The 16,528-nt window shown below is 53.7% G+C and carries 21 protein-coding genes; 17 read left to right on the forward strand and 4 right to left on the reverse strand.

The features are described from left to right. Positions 1-17: 17 nt before the first annotated feature. From J9260_RS06115 to J9260_RS06195, 17 genes are all read left to right on the forward strand, one after another. Entirely contained in the window at positions 18-398 is a 381-nt protein-coding gene (locus tag J9260_RS06115; protein WP_210220136.1) for a hypothetical protein, read from the forward strand. A 58-nt stretch (positions 399-456) separates the two neighbouring features. Next, positions 457-888: a TraA family conjugative transfer protein gene (traA, locus tag J9260_RS06120; RefSeq protein WP_210220137.1), complete on the forward strand. Its 432-nt coding sequence runs from the start codon at positions 457-459 to the stop codon at positions 886-888. Positions 889-967: 79 nt separating this feature from the next. Continuing rightward, entirely contained in the window at positions 968-1,267 is a 300-nt protein-coding gene (traL, locus tag J9260_RS06125) for a type IV conjugative transfer system protein TraL (RefSeq protein WP_210220138.1), read from the forward strand. Continuing rightward, complete coding sequence (locus J9260_RS06130) at positions 1,264-1,881, forward strand: TraE/TraK family type IV conjugative transfer system protein (protein ID WP_210220139.1); 618 nt, start codon at positions 1,264-1,266, stop codon at positions 1,879-1,881. The genes traL and J9260_RS06130 overlap by 4 nt, the downstream gene beginning before the upstream one ends. Then, entirely contained in the window at positions 1,878-2,693 is an 816-nt protein-coding gene (locus J9260_RS06135; protein WP_210220140.1) for a TraK domain-containing protein, read from the forward strand. The genes J9260_RS06130 and J9260_RS06135 overlap by 4 nt, the downstream gene beginning before the upstream one ends. Next, complete coding sequence (locus tag J9260_RS06140; protein ID WP_210220141.1) at positions 2,690-4,177, forward strand: TrbI/VirB10 family protein; 1,488 nt, start codon at positions 2,690-2,692, stop codon at positions 4,175-4,177. Before J9260_RS06135 ends, J9260_RS06140 begins: the two co-directional genes overlap by 4 nt. After that, on the forward strand, positions 4,171-4,518 hold the full coding sequence (locus tag J9260_RS06145) for a disulfide isomerase DsbC N-terminal domain-containing protein (protein WP_210220142.1): 348 nt from the start codon (positions 4,171-4,173) through the stop codon (positions 4,516-4,518). Before J9260_RS06140 ends, J9260_RS06145 begins: the two co-directional genes overlap by 7 nt. Beyond that, positions 4,515-5,054: a type IV conjugative transfer system lipoprotein TraV gene (traV, locus tag J9260_RS06150; RefSeq protein ID WP_210220143.1), complete on the forward strand. Its 540-nt coding sequence runs from the start codon at positions 4,515-4,517 to the stop codon at positions 5,052-5,054. Before J9260_RS06145 ends, traV begins: the two co-directional genes overlap by 4 nt. Next, positions 5,054-7,588, forward strand: coding sequence for a type IV secretion system protein TraC (gene traC / locus J9260_RS06155; protein ID WP_210220144.1), 2,535 nt, complete (start codon positions 5,054-5,056; stop codon positions 7,586-7,588). The genes traV and traC overlap by 1 nt, the downstream gene beginning before the upstream one ends. Next, the gene (locus tag J9260_RS06160; protein WP_210220145.1) at positions 7,578-8,165 is read left to right on the forward strand and encodes a hypothetical protein; all 588 of its coding nucleotides are present in this window, start codon (positions 7,578-7,580) and stop codon (positions 8,163-8,165) included. Before traC ends, J9260_RS06160 begins: the two co-directional genes overlap by 11 nt. Further along, positions 8,146-8,682 (forward strand): S26 family signal peptidase, encoded by a 537-nt coding sequence (locus J9260_RS06165; RefSeq protein ID WP_210220146.1) that lies wholly within the window; start codon positions 8,146-8,148, stop codon positions 8,680-8,682. The genes J9260_RS06160 and J9260_RS06165 overlap by 20 nt, the downstream gene beginning before the upstream one ends. Continuing rightward, positions 8,676-9,521, forward strand: coding sequence for a conjugal transfer protein TraF (locus J9260_RS06170; protein WP_210220147.1), 846 nt, complete (start codon positions 8,676-8,678; stop codon positions 9,519-9,521). Before J9260_RS06165 ends, J9260_RS06170 begins: the two co-directional genes overlap by 7 nt. Further along, the gene (locus J9260_RS06175) at positions 9,521-10,402 is read left to right on the forward strand and encodes a conjugal transfer protein TraH (protein ID WP_210220148.1); all 882 of its coding nucleotides are present in this window, start codon (positions 9,521-9,523) and stop codon (positions 10,400-10,402) included. The genes J9260_RS06170 and J9260_RS06175 overlap by 1 nt, the downstream gene beginning before the upstream one ends. 26 nt (positions 10,403-10,428) lie before the next feature. Further along, entirely contained in the window at positions 10,429-10,980 is a 552-nt protein-coding gene (locus J9260_RS06180) for a hypothetical protein (protein ID WP_210220149.1), read from the forward strand. A 12-nt stretch (positions 10,981-10,992) separates the two neighbouring features. After that, complete coding sequence (locus J9260_RS06185; protein ID WP_210220150.1) at positions 10,993-14,004, forward strand: conjugal transfer protein TraG N-terminal domain-containing protein; 3,012 nt, start codon at positions 10,993-10,995, stop codon at positions 14,002-14,004. A 53-nt stretch (positions 14,005-14,057) separates the two neighbouring features. Then, complete coding sequence (locus J9260_RS06190) at positions 14,058-14,495, forward strand: hypothetical protein (protein WP_210220151.1); 438 nt, start codon at positions 14,058-14,060, stop codon at positions 14,493-14,495. Further along, positions 14,492-14,692: a hypothetical protein gene (locus tag J9260_RS06195; protein ID WP_210220152.1), complete on the forward strand. Its 201-nt coding sequence runs from the start codon at positions 14,492-14,494 to the stop codon at positions 14,690-14,692. The genes J9260_RS06190 and J9260_RS06195 overlap by 4 nt, the downstream gene beginning before the upstream one ends. A 13-nt stretch (positions 14,693-14,705) precedes the next feature. Here the strand turns inward: J9260_RS06195 and J9260_RS06200 are convergent, their stop codons facing one another. The 4 genes from J9260_RS06200 to J9260_RS06215 are packed head-to-tail and all read right to left on the reverse strand — an operon-like array spanning position 14,706 to position 16,356. After that, positions 14,706-14,915, reverse strand: a complete 210-nt coding sequence (locus J9260_RS06200; RefSeq protein ID WP_210220153.1) for a hypothetical protein — start codon at positions 14,913-14,915, stop codon at positions 14,706-14,708. Positions 14,916-14,924: 9 nt separating this feature from the next. Further along, positions 14,925-15,467, reverse strand: coding sequence for a recombinase family protein (locus tag J9260_RS06205; protein WP_210220154.1), 543 nt, complete (start codon positions 15,465-15,467; stop codon positions 14,925-14,927). After that, positions 15,464-15,742, reverse strand: a complete 279-nt coding sequence (locus J9260_RS06210) for a hypothetical protein (RefSeq protein ID WP_210220155.1) — start codon at positions 15,740-15,742, stop codon at positions 15,464-15,466. Before J9260_RS06210 ends, J9260_RS06205 begins: the two co-directional genes overlap by 4 nt. Positions 15,743-15,744: 2 nt before the next feature. Then, positions 15,745-16,356, reverse strand: coding sequence for a hypothetical protein (locus J9260_RS06215; RefSeq protein WP_210220156.1), 612 nt, complete (start codon positions 16,354-16,356; stop codon positions 15,745-15,747). Positions 16,357-16,528: the final 172 nt, after the last annotated feature.

The raw sequence follows: 16,528 nt of genomic DNA on the forward strand, positions 1-16,528 counted from the left end.
TGACAGGCGCGGATTGGATGGATGGTTTAGTGGATTTGGACGGCATTGTGCCGCTGACACCACCTGCACCCGTGGTGACAAGCACACTGCCTGCACCGGTACGCACACTGGGGATTAACGTTAACCCGGCTGCTGATCCGTACCGTGGTGTATTGGCTGCTTGTCCGCAGGGTGAGGCAGCTAAAACCCAAGCGGATTGGTATATGCCGGGGTATCAGCACATCGGGCAACGCTTATGCGACGGGCAATGGGTAACGTGCGGTAACAGTTATCCGTGTGCCGCACCCACACCCAAGGACGGCAGTGCGGTGACAACAGAATACGGATATGACGCAGGTAGCGGACAGGGGACGGGTGCGGAAAGTAGTTATTACCACTATTACGCCCCGAAACACTAAGCCATCGGCACAGCTCAGGATGGGCAGGGTTTTTTTACCAATAAACAGGAGATAACACATGGATAAAACCATGCTAAACCCCGCGCAAGCCTTGGCTCAAGCGGTTGATGACGCGACTACCCGCCTCACCTTGTGGGTGATGGATCACAAGAAATGGGTGATTGCATTTGCGTTGCTGGCGATGCTGTTACTGATTGCTTTTAACGCCGATGCGGGTACGACCGGCACGGAGTTCAAGGGGATTTACGACAAGCTCAAAGACTGGACTTCCGGTTATTTGGGTAAGGCGATTGCCTTGTTTGCCTTTTTACTGGGCTTAGGGATTGGGGTGGCTAAATCCAGCCCGATTCCTGCCATTGCCGGGATCGTGTTCGCACTGTTCGTGGCATTCGGCCCGGCTGTGTTGGAAGGCATTGCAACCGCAACACTGGTATACGCTCCGGCAATCCACGAGGGCATGAGCGTCGTGGCTATTGTTGTGATGACGTAAACCACCACCAACCGGGTATGGCAGGTCGCTGACAGGCCATACCCCTGACAAATACACGCGACAAGGGCGAACAATCACGATGAGCAGTAAAGAACAAGCACTGGGGCAGTATTACATTCCGCGCTTACTGGATGCCCCGCCCAAAGCCTTCTACTGGGAGATGGACGAATTCATGGCGATGGTCGCACCCATCGGGATTGGCCTGATCATGGGGTGGTTTTTTATCGGTGCGGTGTTGGGGCTATTGGCGGCTTACGCCATTGGCAAATTCAAAGCCGGGAGAGGTGCGTATTACATGCTGCACGTTTTGTACTGGTATATCGGCATGGGCAAGCTCAAATCCACCCCGCCGTCTTACATTCGGGAGTTCGTGGGATGAACCGCCAGCAACAACTCAAAGACATCGGCGTAGTCATGGCGGAAAAACGCCAGTGGCAATACATCGCCAGCGGCTTGCTGCTTGCCCTGCTACTGCTGATGGTGGTGTTAATGGGCAAGAGTCACGACACCAAAACCATTTTTGTACCGCCCAATGCTGAATTGGCGCAAAAGCCATTTTGGGTGGCGGACAGTGGCGCGTCCCCGGAATATTTCCAGATGACCGCCGATTACGTGGCGCAGTTGGCGTTAACCGGTGATGCCAAAAGTGCCGCCTACAGCATTGACCGTTTAATGGGCGTGGTACATCCCTCCATCCGTGGGGTACTCAAGGCCGAACTGGATGCCGCCGCGCTGAAAATGAAGGCCGAGAACGTCACGCAAGCCTTTTACCCGGTGGAATACAGCATGGGTGATAACCGCCCGGTGGTCGTGATCAAAGGCACGCTCAAAACATGGGTGGGCGACAAACTCACCTCCAACCGTGATGCCCTGTACCGCCTGACTTTCAGCATGGAAGCAGGACGCATCTACCTGATGGAGTTCGTAGAAACTTCCCCGCACGACCCCTTCAATACCGCACCGGCTAACCCAACCACAGGAGCAACCTCATGAAAATGTCATTAACAGGTTTAACTCGCAGCGGTTATGCGCTGCTACTGGTCATGACAGGTGCATGGCTATTGCCCACGTTGGTGAGTGCGGCTGATTTCACCGTGAATGACGGTGATACCGTCACTGCTAAAATTTCCCGTGACGGTTTAACGCGGGTGACGGTACAAGGTGCGCGGATTGAACAGGTGTTTTCCGCCGATGGTAAGGATTTGACGTTTCAGGTGGATAAGCAAAACGGGCAGGTGTTTGTGCGCTACAAAGGCGGCAAAGAAAAAGTGCTGGATGCAATGGAGCTGCCCGGTGGTGGTTCGGTAAAGCGCAAGCAAACCACGGGTAGTGGTAAGCAGGATTTTGCCGCGTTTGTCACCGACGATGGTGGTCGCACCTTTACCCTTAATTTGAGTGTCACGGATGATCCCTCCGCCAGCATTGTGCTGAAACCGATGGTGGTGGAGAAAGCCAAATCGGGACGGGTGGTCATCCAAAACGATTTGTCGTTACCCAGTGAGGTGATGGCCTTAATGCAGGTGATGACGGGTAATGTCGAGGAAGTTTCCGGGTACGACGTGGCGCGTGACCTGAGTGAACCGCAAACATTGTGGGCAGGTGCGGACTACCTACGAGTGGCTTCTTACGAAGGCGACAGCTTACTCGGTGAAGTTTACACCCTGACCAATCGCTCAGGCTCACAGATGCGCATTGTCGAGAGTGAGTTTCAAGGCAAGGGCGTGTTAGCGGTGGCGGTGAAGAACCCGATTCTGGAGGCCAACGAGTTCACCTACGTCTACACCGTGCGCGAGGTGACACCATGAGCAGTGTGCCGGATGCGGCGAGTACCGCCAAAAAACAAAAGCTGTTGTTATTCGGGGGTGGATCGGCGGTGTTCGCGCTGTTGATCTTCATGATGTGGCTGGCAGACGACCAACCCAAGGCAGAAGCCATACCCACGCAAGTGGGGACAGTGCAGCAAGTCGAAGCCGCTGCCCGGAAAATCAGTGACGAAGAATTGTGGACAGCCAAGGCCGATGCTGCGTTACAGGCGATGCAACGTGGTAATGAAAAAGCCCTGCAAGAAATGGAGCAACTCAAACGCCGTAACGAGGAGTTAGCCGAACAATTGAAAGGGCAACAAACCACGGTAGCCAGTTTACAAGAAGCCGCCGCTAAAGTGCCCACAACACTGGCATTACCTAACTTGCCACCGGTCTCTGGTGCTAACCCTGCACTGGATGGCATTGTGCCGCCGTTGCCTGCGGGTGCGGGTCAAGGCGGTGCGGGTTTACCACCGGGCATGGCAGGAATGCCCGGTGCTGAGGGGATGCCGCCGATGCAGGCATTACCAGCACCCGACGTGGATGAAGGCATGGTGCATATTACCGTGGGTGAACAAGCCGTGCCGGTGGATACCGTGACCACGGTGGGTACGCCCACCAGTACAGGTGTCGCAAACCCCAACGGTGACAATCCCACCAAACCGCTGGTGACTCCCACCAGCATCGACATCGAGCAAACCGCCAGTACGCCGACGACGGGTGGTAGGCCATTACCGCAAAAACGCGAACGCCCCAAGGCAAAAACCTACATCCCGTCCGGTACGTTCTTTAAGGCGCAACTGGTGGCTTCGCTGGATGCCCCCACCGGGGGTAACGCTGAACAAAATCCCCACCCGGTATTACTGATGGTGACGGATAACGCCAATCTGCCGAACCGCTTCCGCTCCAAAGTCAAAGAGTGTCACGTCATTGCCTCCGGGTACGGTGACATCTCGTCTGAACGGGTCAACCTGCGCACCGAACGACTGTCGTGTGTGCTCAAAGACGGCACGGTGGTGGACACTAAACTGGATGCGTATGTCGCAGGCGAAGACGGTAAGGCAGGGCTGCGCGGTAATCTGGTATCCAAGCAAGGTGCGTTGGTTGCCAATGCGATGTTGGCGGGAACATTAGGCGGTGTTGGGCAAGGTTTGGCGCAAGCCGCCACTACCGTGACCCAAACTGGCACGGGTGCTGTCACCTCGGTATCCCCGAATCAAGCCTTGGAGTTTGGGATGTACAGTGGATCGGGTACAGCCTTGAACAAACTGGCGGAATACTACATAAAAGCCGCTGAAAAGACCTTCCCGATTCTGGAAGTCGCAGCCGGTCGTGATGTGACCATTATTCTGTTATCCGGTTTGGACATTGAGGCCGACGCAGGCAGTGCCGGTGGACGTGAAGGCTTGACCAGCATTGTGACCGACGCTGACCGGCGACAGGCCAGTAAATCACTGCGCCGAGAGGAGGAAGCCGCATGGTAATGCAACGGTTAAAGCGTATTCCGCGCTGTTTATGGCTACCCCTGCTGGCTTTCGTGCCGTCGCTGGGGTGGATTGGGGTCGTACAGGTAACACGTCCGAGTGTGGATGCAGCCATTCACACACTGGTTCCCGGTACGGACATCCAAGCCATTAACCCAACCCCGTTGGACGGGATGTACGAAGTGGTGGCAGGTCAGAACATTTTCTACATGCAGCCCGGTAAGCCGTATTTGCTGGTAGGGCATTTGTTTGACCTCAGCACTGCCGAAGACCTGACCCAACTGAAAAAAAACCAACGGATACAACCCAATAATCCGACAACAACGGAGACAACCCCATGATGATGATGCCCTTCCACCTGATCATTGTATTACTGGGTGTTTTGTTACTCAGTGGGTGCAGCACCAGCCCCAACTATGCGTGCGGTACACCGCAAGGCGGTAAATGCCAATCGGTGTCTGACTCCTACCTCAGTGCTTTGGGTAAAAAGCTTAAAGGTAATGCAACGGCTACTAAGACGACCAACACCACCGGCAAGCCTGCGGTTGAAGCCAGCGCACGGGTGACACAATACATTCCCGAAGGCGTGGCGATCCGCTCCCTACCGCAAGTGATGCGGGTATGGATTGCGCCGTGGGAAGACAATAACGGGGTATTCCACGACCAATCCTACAGCTATTTTGTGGCGGATGCCGGGGAATGGTCATTGCGTGCCAACACCGAAAAAAGCCTGTATCCCAACGGCTACGCGCTGTTAGAGCGGCCTACCGATAAAACGGCTGCACCGGCTGACAACAAGGCGGATGCCAAACCCAAGGCGGCGATGACCACGCAACAAGCGCAGGATCAAGCCCTTGACTTCATGGCGGGTGAGTAATGTTAGCCAAACTTGCCGCCCTGATCACCCCTAAGAACCGGCGTTCCACCCCGGATGCCAATGTATTGCGCGGTGAACCACCACCGAGCATTGCGGTTTTTAGTGAGCATTTTAAACGTTATGGCTTGGCGGATTTGCTGCATTACGAATCCTACGACCCGGAAACGCAGCTTTACTACAACAGCTTAAATGCCGCGTTTATTAACCCCAAGGAACGCCCAAAAAGTTACGGTTTCATTTTAGAAATCCCGCCGTCGGCGGGTGCGAATGAGGAAATGGCTAAAATCCTGCTGGGGATGTTTAACCAGCAGTACCCGACTGGATCGACTATTCAATGCTGCTTGTACGCCTCCCCGGAAATTGCCGGGATGTGTCAGGCGTGGGTAGGTGCGCGGCAATCCGGCTCGATTTATGAGCGCATGGCACAACGCCGTGCCGATTACCTGTTAAAAGGTACACGCCGCTCCTTGTTTAAGGATTCCACCTACTTGGTGCGTGATTACCGTTGTACTTTTGCTTTGATGATGCCGGGTAATCCCGATGAGGGCGACATCAGTGACGCACTGTCATTGCGTGACAGTTTGATGGGGGTATTGCGTGCTGCCGGGTTTCCGGCACGGGTAGTGGCTCCACCGGACTTGCTGGCATTGGTGGATGAGCTGGTGAGTCCTGCCCGTGAAGGTGACTTTAAGCATTTAAAGCCGCAGTACGATGCGCATGTGCCGTTACGGGAGCAGGCGGTATCCCGCGAGGTCAACCTGCAAATGAAGGAAGACGGCTTAGTGATCGGTGACAAGGCGGTGCGTTGCTTGTCGGTCAATAGCTACCCCAAAGAATGGTCACTGGCGATGATGGAGGATTTCATTGGGGATTATTTCCAAGAAACCCTGCAAGTGCCGTGCGCGTTTGTGTCTACCATCGGGATTCAGATACCCGATAGGGAGGCAATGCAGCGCATGGTGACGCTGAAGGCCAGTCGCGCTATTCAAACGGCGGATTCACCGATGGCGAAATTCCTGCCGGACTTGCTGAATCGGGGACGGGAATGGCGCAAAGTGCAAGACGATGTGGACTCCGGGATTTCCTTGGCGCGGGTATGGCACGGGGTCACGTTGTACCCGCAGCTTGGACTCGCGGATCAAGCCGAAAGCCAAGTCAAAAGTTTGTATCTGTCGAAGGGCTGGAAATTAGAGGTTGACCGCTTCTTACAAGTGCAATCCTTCCTTGCCGGATTACCGGGACGGTTTGACCCGCATTTAGCTCAAGATTTTGCCCAGTTCAAGCGGTTGCGCACCATTACCCAATTCAACGTGGTGAATACCATGCCGGTACTGGCGGAATGGTCGGGTACTGCATCACCGCTGCTGATGTTGTCCGGGCGACGTGGGCAATTGATGTTCATTGACATGTTCGATAATAACCAAGGCAACTACAACGGTGCAGTAGTGGCCTCCTCCGGTTCGGGCAAGTCGTTTTTCTTGAATGAGATCGTCAGTTCCGTGGTGGGTACGGGGGGACGAGCGTGGATTATTGACGTAGGGCGTTCGTATGAGCGTACTTGTAAGTTGCTGGGTGGACAGTTTATTGAGTTTACTGAGAACGCCGGGATTAACATTAACCCGTTTAGCACCATCCGCGAGTTTGACGATGACGAGCTGACCATGCTCAAACAAATCGTGGCGCAAGCCATTGCCTCGGAAGGCGGGATTGATGACCTCTCCATGTCATGGATTGAGCAGGCGATTACCTCGGTATGGCAGGACAAAGGCAACACTGCCACCTTTACTGACATTGCCCAATTCCTACTGACCCACCCGGATCACCGCGCTAAGGACATGGGCGAAATCCTGTTCCCGTACACCAAAAATGGGGTTTACGGACGCTTCTTTGAAGGCAAATCCACGTTAACCTTCGACAATGATTTGATCGTGCTGGAGCTGGAAGAACTCAAATCCAAGAAGGAACTACAGGGCATTGTGCTGTTAATCATCATGCTGCGTATCCAACAGGAAATGTACCTCGGTGAGCGTAACCGCCGCAAAATCTGCGTGATTGATGAAGCATGGGATTTGATGAGCGGTGGGCAAGCCACCAAGTTCATTGAAACCGGTTATCGCCGGGTACGTAAATACGGCGGGGCATTCCTAACCGCCACACAGGCGGTCAATGACTACTACAAAAACCCAGCAGCCCAAGCCGCGTGGGAAAACTCCGACTGGGTATTCATGCTGCGGCAAAAAGACGAATCCATTGAACAGCTCAAAGCCTCCGGGCGGTTCTCGGTCGGTGAGTATTTGGGGCGCGTGTTACGTTCCATCCGCACCCGCCACGGCGGATATTCGGAAGTGTACATTCACATGCCCGGTGGTGGTGCTGTCGGGCGACTGATCGTCGATAGCTATACCGCTAAAGTGTATTCCACCAAAGCCGAAGAGGTTCACGCGGTCAATCAATTGGTAGCACGCGGCTACTCGCTGGCCGATGCCGTGGAGGAATTGGTACGTCAAGAAGAAGCAAGTAAACATGGACACTAAGGACAACCCAGTGAATCACACCAAACCCACCAACCGCTGGCAAGGTTGGCTGGATGCCGCATTACCACTGCTATGGGGAGCCATTGCCGCCACCGCCGTGGTACTGGTGTCGCAGGTGTTTTTTAAACCTGCCACGACACCACCAGTCAAATTGGCAACGGCGGATATTGCCAAAATCATGCAGGAATTTAACGAGCGGGTGCTGCGTGATCCTAATAATCCCAATGCGGTGAATTACGCACTGGAAGAGTCCGCATTGGCAGCAAACCAGCTTGATCCGCTGATGAAGTACCTTGTTACTGAGGTGCATCCCGGCTACACCTTGATCCAGCCGCAAGCACTGGCGTATCACAGTGACGCGATCCCGGATTTCACCGACGAGTTACGGGTGTTGTTGCTCAAGCGTACTGGCAAATTCAACAAGCTGGAGGATGTACCTGCACCTGCGATGCCGACCGCCGATCAGGTGACGAACCAAGTCCCGCCAACAGCACCGCAGGCTGCACCAGCAACGCCAGATGCTCCTTTGTTGCCTTTGAACCCGGTAAAAGACAGTGATGCTGGAACAGACCCTTAATAACCCGACACTGGCTACAACAGCCCGTTGGCACAAGGCACGGCGGTTACGCAATTACCTGCTATTAAGCGTGGTGGTGGGTTCTGTGTGGGGCTATGCCTTGTTGTGGGTGATTGCCCATTACCGGTTTGCCGGTAATGAAACCGACAGCCTGCCCGATGCGTTTTTTATTGTGGCACTGGGTCAGCATGTACCGCAGCGCGGCGAGTTATTGCCGTTTCGGATTGGGGCGAGTGTACGCCACTACCCCACTGGCATGATCTTCATTAAGCAGGTTTTGGGGATGCCGGGGGATGTATTGGTATGGCAAGGTGACACCGCGTATGTCGGCGGACGGCGCGTGGGAGTAGCGCATTCGCACACCCCTAGTGGCGATGTTTTGGTACGCACCCCAGCAGGAGTGATTCCGCCTGAGCATTATTTTGTGGCCACCGCACACCCGGATTCTTACGACAGCCGCTATCAGGATGTCGGCTTGGTGAGTGCGGCACAGATTGCAGGGCGGGTGCTATGGTAAAGCCTTTGGCAACGTATCGCCTCGCTTTGTTACGTCTGGCACTGCTGGTAGTGGTCGGTGGATGGAGCGCACCCGCACTGGCAGCGGCGCAATGGTACGACGACAAGGAACGTGGTTGGTTCTGGCGGGAGCTTCCTCCTTCACCACCAGCGATTAAACCACCGGAAGAACCCGTGCCTGTGGCTGCTGCACTACCCGTATCCGCAACGATACCCACCCCAGTAGCCATGCCGCAGCCACCCACGGCTACGCAACGCATGGAAGCTGTGCGTGCTGAACTGGAAGAAGCCAAAAATGCCGCAATTCTCACCCCAACCCCGGACAATCTGGCGAAGTACCTGACGCTGCAAGAGCAGACCATGAACCAAGCCATGTTGTTTACCGATATGTGGCAACGGGTACGCTGGGCAAATCCGGCACTGGATTACGCCTTTATTCACCCGACCGCAGCCGGTGGGGTACGAGTAGACCGCCAGCTTACCCGTGCCGAACAAAAAGCGGCGGTGCAAGCCGTGGCTAAAGACAACGGTTTGTTTTTCTTCTTTAAGCGCAATTGCCCATTTTGTGATGAACAAGGGCGTATTTTGCAAGCCGTCGCCAACGAATACCGCATGACCATCATGCCGATCTCATTGGATGGGTCAACCAACCCGTATTTCCCGAACGCCAAACCCGACAACGGGATTGCGGCGAAGATGGGGGTACAGGATGCACCAGCATTATTCATTGTCAATCCTGATACCAAAGAATCCCTACCGTTGGGTTACGGGGTTATTCCGTTGGATGAGATTGAAACCCGTATCCGCCGTTTACTGACCATGCAGCCGGGAGTGTACTGATGCCACTGCAACGCACCTCAATAACGACAATAATCATCCGCTTGATCACCCGTGCGGCACTGGTACTGCTACTGGTAGCGGTCAGTGGCACGGCACAGGCTGATCTGGAAGGTAAGCTCAATGAATATTACGGCTCCTTGGGCGGCGGTGCGTCGCTCTCGCCCAGTGCCATGTACCAAGGGCAATCAGCTAACCACTTCTCTGGTGGTGGTATCCGTATCCGCACGCCGGTCAACAATTACCAGCTCATGAGCTTCCAAGCCCCGAAGCTGCAATACGGCTGTGGCGGGATTGATGCGTTCCTTGGTGGGTTTAGCTTTATCAACAAGGAACAACTGGTCGCAATGGCGCGGCAAATCGGCTCCACTGCCGTATCCACCGCGTTTTATTTGGCACTGGACTCGATGTCACCGGAACTCTCCGCCTTAATGAAACGCTTGCAGGAGTGGGCGAACAAAGCCAACCAGTTCAATATTAACTCGTGTGAGGCAGGCACTAAAATGGGCGCGTCCTTATGGCGCAATATGGGCGGGGATAAAACCGACTTGTGTAAACGTTATCACGGCGGCAAAGGGGTGTTGGCGGATGAGTTCACCGCGAAGATGGCGTGTGATACCGATGGCTGGGATTTTTCTTGGGTTCCCGGCATGGCTAAAAATGACGATGACCGCAAAATGAAAGAAATGGTGGCAGGCAATATTGTGTGGCGTGCGCTCAAGGGTGCAGGTATCCGTGACAATAACCTTGCCGAACTGATCATGTCGATTACCGGCACAATCATTATTCCCGAAGGGAATTCTAAAGACCCTGCCAAGCCGCAAGTGATGCCTGCCACCATTACCTACGACAATTCCTGCGGGGTGACACCAACTTTATCTTGATGCACTGCAACGAGCATGAGAAGTGCATGGGAATTGCCGAACAACAGTACAGCAACAGTAAAGCACTGTCACAACTGCGTGAGCGGGTCAAACTGGGGATCGACCATGTGGTGAAGGCCGTGGCTGATCCCAGCATGAACATTGCCAATTGCAGCACCTGTCCCAATGCGGGGGATGCCCTCACGGTGATTGAACTCAGTGAATACCCGATCTTTGCGATGCTGCAAGCCGAATACGATGCCGGGATGCAAGGCTCGTTAGTCGCTAACGAGTACCGGGAATTGTTAGCCAAAGAAATCGCCTACCGGTTCTTTGCCAAAGCCGCTACCCCGTTACTCACCGCGTTAGCCAATGACGGTGAAGCGGTGGCAGGGACGGAAGGGATGCGGGCGGAACTCGCCGCCAACTTGCGGCACATTTTGGAGTCGTCACAACAAGAACTCAATGCCGAGCAGCAGCGCAAAGGGGGGCTAACCAATGTCATTAGCACCTACATGCAAATGAAAAAAATGGCGACAGCCCGTTATGCACCGTCGCTGACGCAACGGCTACGTTTAGCACAAGTGTTGCGTCGTTAAGGGAGTAAAAGCATGGCATTGGATATTTACACCTTCGGGAGTGGTTCGTATGTGGTGGAAGCCCTGCACGCGGTCAAGATGTTCATGGGATCGGGCAGTTACACCACGCTGGTACGCATCGCGGGTTTGATTGGGTTGCTGTGGGTGATGTTGGTCGCGTTACGCAATAAAAACGGTGGGGGGATTCAGGCTGACTGGTCATGGTTGCTGTTCTTTGCGTTCTTTTACGTCGGCTTGCTGGTTCCCAAAGTTGACCTGATTGTGAATGACCCGCTTGATCCACCAACCACGGCCTCACCCGTGGTAACGGATGTGCCGCTGGGATTGGGGATTATTGCCTACATAACCAGTGGCATTGGCAAGGGCTTGGTGGACAAGTACGAAACCTTTATCACCATTCCCGGCGACCAAAAGTACAGTACCAACGGGATGTTGTTTGGAGCCAATGTGATGCGCTCCTTCGGTGAAATGGAATTCCCGGATGCGCGGTTCTCCAGCGACATCAACCAGTTCATCGGGCATTGTTTGTTTCCGCAGATTACCGCTGGCAATTTGTCGATTGATGCGTTTGCCACCGGTAGTGACTTGTGGACGCACCTCAAAACCTATGCCCAAACCAACCGCTGGATCGAATTTAGTGACGGGGTGACACGCACCTGCCGTGAGGCCGCCAATGATCTGGACACACGTACTAACGGCATGACGGCACAGGTCAACAATGCTGCTGGGCAGGCAGGGCAGAAAATCTGGCCAACCAAGGGTGTGTCGGATGCGCAAGCCGCGTTTTTAGCCAGTGCCGGTGGCACAACCGCCACGGACTTTTTAGGTTACACCCAAACCGGAGCTGATCTCACCCGCCAAGCGATGATGATCAAAGCCGTGTCCGGGGCGTTGGAGGGCGCGAGCATTGACTCAGACAACCAATCAATGGCACAAGCCATTTACCAAGCCAAGGCCGAATCCCAGCAACGTAATACCTACATTATGATGGGCAACACCGCCTCACGTACCTTGCCGGTGATGAAAGCGGTGATGGAGGCCATTGCCTACGCGATTGCACCGCTGGTGTTCCTGTTTATTTTAATGCCCGGTGGCGTTACCGCACTCGGACAATACGCGATGTTCATGGTATGGCTGCAAATGTGGCCTATTTTGTACGCGGTGATCAACTCAGTAATGTACTGGTACGGCTCCCAAAGCAGCCTGAATGCCGCACTGCTTTCCAACGGTGCGCACGGCTTAACCCTTGAAAGCATGAACTCGGTCAATGCCGTCAATGCCGACATGGTGGCATTGGCGGGTTACATGGCAATCAGCATCCCGATGATCTCCTACATGCTACTCAAAGGTGGTATGGCTGCCGGTGGTGCGGTCTACAGCAGCTTGATGCAACCGGCTAACAGTACCGCCTCTGCCGCCGCCAATGAGCAAACCAGCGGAGCCATGAGCATGAACACCCTGACAATGGACACGGCCTCATGGGGTAACATGAATGCCAACAAGATGGACACCAACCGCAGCATGGCTGCTGGCATGACCTCCGTGACCGCTGGTGGTGATGGTACGACCACCACGACCACATCAACGGGTGGCACAATCACCAGCATGATGAAAAGCAATTACGCCTACGGCACGCAGATGGATTCTGCGATTAAGTCGTCGGTCAGTGCCAGTGCGCGGGAATCCGTGACTGCTGCCCGCATGGATTCCGCTGAATACATGGCTTCCACCTCGTCCTTGTTGAGCAATATGAAATCCTTCAGCCATCAGGCGCAGCAATCCACCGGCACGACCGACACCGCCACGCAGCAAAAATCGGCACAATTGGCGCAATCCGTGGATAAAATGGAAAACATTGGGCGTGATTTTGCATCTAGCCGGGGCTTGAGTTACCAAACCGGTTTGGGTTTATTGGCACAAGCATCCGCAGGTGTTGGTTTAAGTGGCAAAGCCGATGCCAAATCCCAAGAAGATTACCGGGAAGCGGTGAAAGTGGCGGAATCCTCTGGCTTTAAGGATTCGATGCAAACTGCCCAACAGCTCTCCACTCAGCTCGCGGCTACCCGTCAGGATGGGGTATCCGACTCCACCGCACGTAACCTGCAAGCCGGGTTACAGCAAAATAACGCCTTGGCAGAAAAGGCAGCGGCTTCTTACCAGCGTGCGCAAGCCTTTGAAACCGTCAGGGCGCGGTTGGAGGAACACGGGATCAGCTTTGGGGGGGACATCAGCGACTTCATGCGTAACCGTTTAGGGGTTAGCCCGAATGAGTTTACCTCCACCCAAGCAATGGCTTACCAAACCAATGATTCGGCGGTTGCCGCCGCAGCTATCCAGAAAATGCAGGGTTGGGTCGACAGCTTTGTGAACCAAGGCGGTGCAGCAGCATTGGTAGGGGTGCAGGCTGCACCCACGGCCACTGGCGTTAATGAATTTAATACGGCTAACCGCGCAGACATTACCCAACAAGGTCATGCGGGGGTTCAGGGGTTACAACACACTGGGGCAGGTGCGATCAGTGGCGCATCCGGTAATGCTGGATTGGACATTAACCGCACCGTACCGGCTGGCTATCAAGGCGTAGTCGATGGCGCACAAGCAGGCATGGCACAGACACGCACGGACATGAGTGTGGCGCAGGAGGGGATTCAGCAGACGGCTGACCGGGACAGTACCCTGATCCAAGACATGGCAAAGCGCGATGCCAGTGAAGCTGCCGCAGAACGCACCTCTGACAACGTGCTGTCCGTAACCCCGGAACCGCTTGCTGCCGCCGCCCAGTTTGCCAATAAAGGCATAACAGACATCGTTGCCACCGGTTCTGGCTTATCGCAAGGCATTGCCGGGGCGGTGGAGCGGGTTGCTACCGGACGTGAGCAAGACTGGAACACCGATTTCAGTGCCGGGTTTAACCGTGTTGCCCAAAGTGAACTACTCACCCCTTCACAGAACGGCTCAACCAAGGACATTTATAACGAGCTGTACGGCAAAGACGAAGCCGAGGCTCAAAAAAAAGCTCTCTGAGTGAAACGGGACAAGGTGGCAATGGTGGGGGTAATCATGGAGGGGCTGCATCGGTGGTATCCACTAGCCGGGGCAAAGAAGTGTCTTACCCCGATGGTGAAACCCGTATTGGCGGGTCACGCTCTTGGCGCAACAACAACCCCGGTAACTTGGAATACGGCAAATTCGCTAAACAACATGGCGCGATTGGCACGGATGGTCGCTTTGCAGTGTTCCCTGATAAAGCCACGGGTGATGCCGCGAGAGTCGCCTTATTACGCGGGAAGTACGGCGATCACTCCATCGCCAGTATGGTCGCAGCGTATGCCCCACCGCATGAAAACGATACCGGGCGTTACGCCACCGTGATTGCCACCGCTGCTGGGGTTGCGCCATCTGCCCGGATCAGCGAGTTAAGCGACCAACAATTCTCCAGCATGGTAGACAAAATGGCGCAACATGAAGGCTGGAAAGCGGGGCTGACAGAACGACGTGGGGCAACAACGGCATGAATGCAACGGGTTTTATTGCAGGGCAGTTGGGCTATGATCTGGAATTATCCGTATTAAAATCCAGTGCTGGTTACTACATTGGAACGAGCATGGATTCCATGCCTGTTTCTCGTGAATCGGTTGAATACTGGGAAAGCGAATCGGACGCAGAAGCTGCTTTGCAGCATAGTAGCTTCACTCAGCGTCAATCCCCTTAAGATAAAAATGCACTCACTTAAACAGGGTTTTAAATGTGTTATCGAATGATTTCGGATAGCAGTCGTATTTGCCTGTAGAAGGGTCGATACCATGCTTATATTTATCAAACCCACTACTATCAACAGTGATGTCATAAATTTTCATCACCTTACGCAATGCCCATATAACCGCAACGACGGGAACGATGCTTGCCAAACCTATAATCAATTGTATGATTTCCATGATGAACCTCTATTCATTCCCACCATTATTTTCCTGCACCAGCCTATACAAGCTGGAACGGTGCAGGCCGTATTTTTTTGCCAGTTCAGCCTTGTTGGTTGACGCTTGAAACTCCTGCCGCAGCGCATTCAGTTCTGCCGCAGTCAATTTATTCTTACGCCCAAACTTCACGCCAGCGGCCTTGGCCTTCGCCACACCTTCCGCAATGCGCTCATTGACTAAGCTTCGGTCAAACTCCGCCATCGCCAATACAGTCTGGTACAAGTTTGCCTTCCTGCTGTCAAGTCCCTGATCCAGAACTACCAGCCCCACTTGTTTATGGGCTAAGGCCAGCATAGCCTGAACTAAGTGATGCAGCGAACAGGCTAACCGATCTAGCCGAGTAACAACCAGCGCATCACCTTCCCGGACAAATTCCAATACCGCATCCAATTCGGCAAGCGTATTATCCTTTTCCTGAAACAGCGTATCGCAACCGTACTGCCGCAGCTTTTCTAGCTGTATGTCCAGACTTTGCCCAGTGGTGCTGAATCGCGCATAACCAATATTCATTTTGATGTCATATTCAACATTCGTCCCAACACGCGCTGGGCAAAGTCTGGTGCGCTCTGTTTTGCCGCCGTCATCGTCATGAATCCGGTTGCCTTAAATCCCAAATAACGCAAACTAAAGCCTACGGTGTCATCACTTTCCTTGACCACTAACATCGCTTGCCCAGCAAATAAGGCCGATTGCAGTACGCTGTCAGCCTTGCCATCTTCACCGCGCCATACCTGCTGTGGCGCATCCAATGTCCATTTCCCAGCCTCAGTGACCTGTATTCTCATCGTTAGCCCACGATCCCCATTAAAATACTGAACACTTCTTCTGTATCATCAGGAATGGTTTGGGTACGGATATGTTTGGCAATGTGCTTACGCTTACGATCCAGCGTGCCAAATTTCCAGATGTCACCTAATGTCACTGCCCCGTATAATATGTTGGCTTCTCTGTCGTGATACTGATCAAGGGCGATCATTTCCGCAGCCAATTGATTGAAGCCGCTGTCCACATCTTTTTTCTTGGCTTCGATCACAATCAACTCTTGAGTGGAACGCAGCAAATAGTCAAGTGAGCCACTGAGCTTGTCACTGACATCCAACAGGTATTCCACGTTAATCTTGGCGGTTGTGTTCCGTGCAATTTCAAGAATCAAAGGCGCAATCAGAAATTCGCGTTTCGCCATTTCCGATGTGAGACTGATGCGCGGAAGAATGGCGTAGTACAATTCATTCAAACGCTGGACAGCTTCTGGATTAGGGTGAGCGACTTGTGGTAATTCCAGCATCTCCATGCCGAAGCTGTAACCAAACTCTGCCACAATCTCATCCGTCGGTGCGGTCATGTCGAAATAATCGCTAAAGGTATAGCGTTTATTTTCTTTAAAAATGGAGCGTTTCACGATCTAACTCTCTCTTGCTTCAACTAGGTTGAAGCTGATAGCAATAAAAAGAGCTGCAACTTGTGGAGAAACACCGCCGCAGCCACTTTACAGAGGTCTTACACTTAAAGAGTTAAAGTTGCAACCAGTAGCTCAATTGTAACCATGCTTATCATGTTATACTCCGAGTGTC

This window comes from Thiothrix unzii (assembly GCF_017901175.1).
Classification (GTDB): Bacteria; Pseudomonadota; Gammaproteobacteria; order Thiotrichales; family Thiotrichaceae; genus Thiothrix; species Thiothrix unzii.

Bases quoted from the DNA above. Each gene is read 5' to 3' on its own strand.
- J9260_RS06205 (WP_210220154.1), bottom strand. From the start codon at position 15,467: ATGAATATTGGTTATGCGCGATTCAGCACCACTGGGCAAAGTCTGGAC.
- traL (WP_210220138.1), top strand. From the start codon at position 968: ATGAGCAGTAAAGAACAAGCACTGGGGCAGTATTACATTCCGCGCTTA.
- J9260_RS06165 (WP_210220146.1), top strand. From the start codon at position 8,146: ATGCTGGAACAGACCCTTAATAACCCGACACTGGCTACAACAGCCCGT.
- J9260_RS06210 (WP_210220155.1), bottom strand. From the start codon at position 15,742: ATGAGAATACAGGTCACTGAGGCTGGGAAATGGACATTGGATGCGCCA.
- J9260_RS06145 (WP_210220142.1), top strand. From the start codon at position 4,171: ATGGTAATGCAACGGTTAAAGCGTATTCCGCGCTGTTTATGGCTACCC.
- traC (WP_210220144.1), top strand. From the start codon at position 5,054: ATGTTAGCCAAACTTGCCGCCCTGATCACCCCTAAGAACCGGCGTTCC.
- J9260_RS06135 (WP_210220140.1), top strand. From the start codon at position 1,878: ATGAAAATGTCATTAACAGGTTTAACTCGCAGCGGTTATGCGCTGCTA.
- J9260_RS06175 (WP_210220148.1), top strand. From the start codon at position 9,521: ATGCCACTGCAACGCACCTCAATAACGACAATAATCATCCGCTTGATC.
- J9260_RS06200 (WP_210220153.1), bottom strand. From the start codon at position 14,915: ATGGAAATCATACAATTGATTATAGGTTTGGCAAGCATCGTTCCCGTC.
- traV (WP_210220143.1), top strand. From the start codon at position 4,515: ATGATGATGATGCCCTTCCACCTGATCATTGTATTACTGGGTGTTTTG.
- J9260_RS06160 (WP_210220145.1), top strand. From the start codon at position 7,578: ATGGACACTAAGGACAACCCAGTGAATCACACCAAACCCACCAACCGC.
- J9260_RS06115 (WP_210220136.1), top strand. From the start codon at position 18: ATGGATGGTTTAGTGGATTTGGACGGCATTGTGCCGCTGACACCACCT.
- J9260_RS06140 (WP_210220141.1), top strand. From the start codon at position 2,690: ATGAGCAGTGTGCCGGATGCGGCGAGTACCGCCAAAAAACAAAAGCTG.
- J9260_RS06195 (WP_210220152.1), top strand. From the start codon at position 14,492: ATGAATGCAACGGGTTTTATTGCAGGGCAGTTGGGCTATGATCTGGAA.
- J9260_RS06180 (WP_210220149.1), top strand. From the start codon at position 10,429: ATGGGAATTGCCGAACAACAGTACAGCAACAGTAAAGCACTGTCACAA.
- traA (WP_210220137.1), top strand. From the start codon at position 457: ATGGATAAAACCATGCTAAACCCCGCGCAAGCCTTGGCTCAAGCGGTT.
- J9260_RS06170 (WP_210220147.1), top strand. From the start codon at position 8,676: ATGGTAAAGCCTTTGGCAACGTATCGCCTCGCTTTGTTACGTCTGGCA.
- J9260_RS06185 (WP_210220150.1), top strand. From the start codon at position 10,993: ATGGCATTGGATATTTACACCTTCGGGAGTGGTTCGTATGTGGTGGAA.
- J9260_RS06130 (WP_210220139.1), top strand. From the start codon at position 1,264: ATGAACCGCCAGCAACAACTCAAAGACATCGGCGTAGTCATGGCGGAA.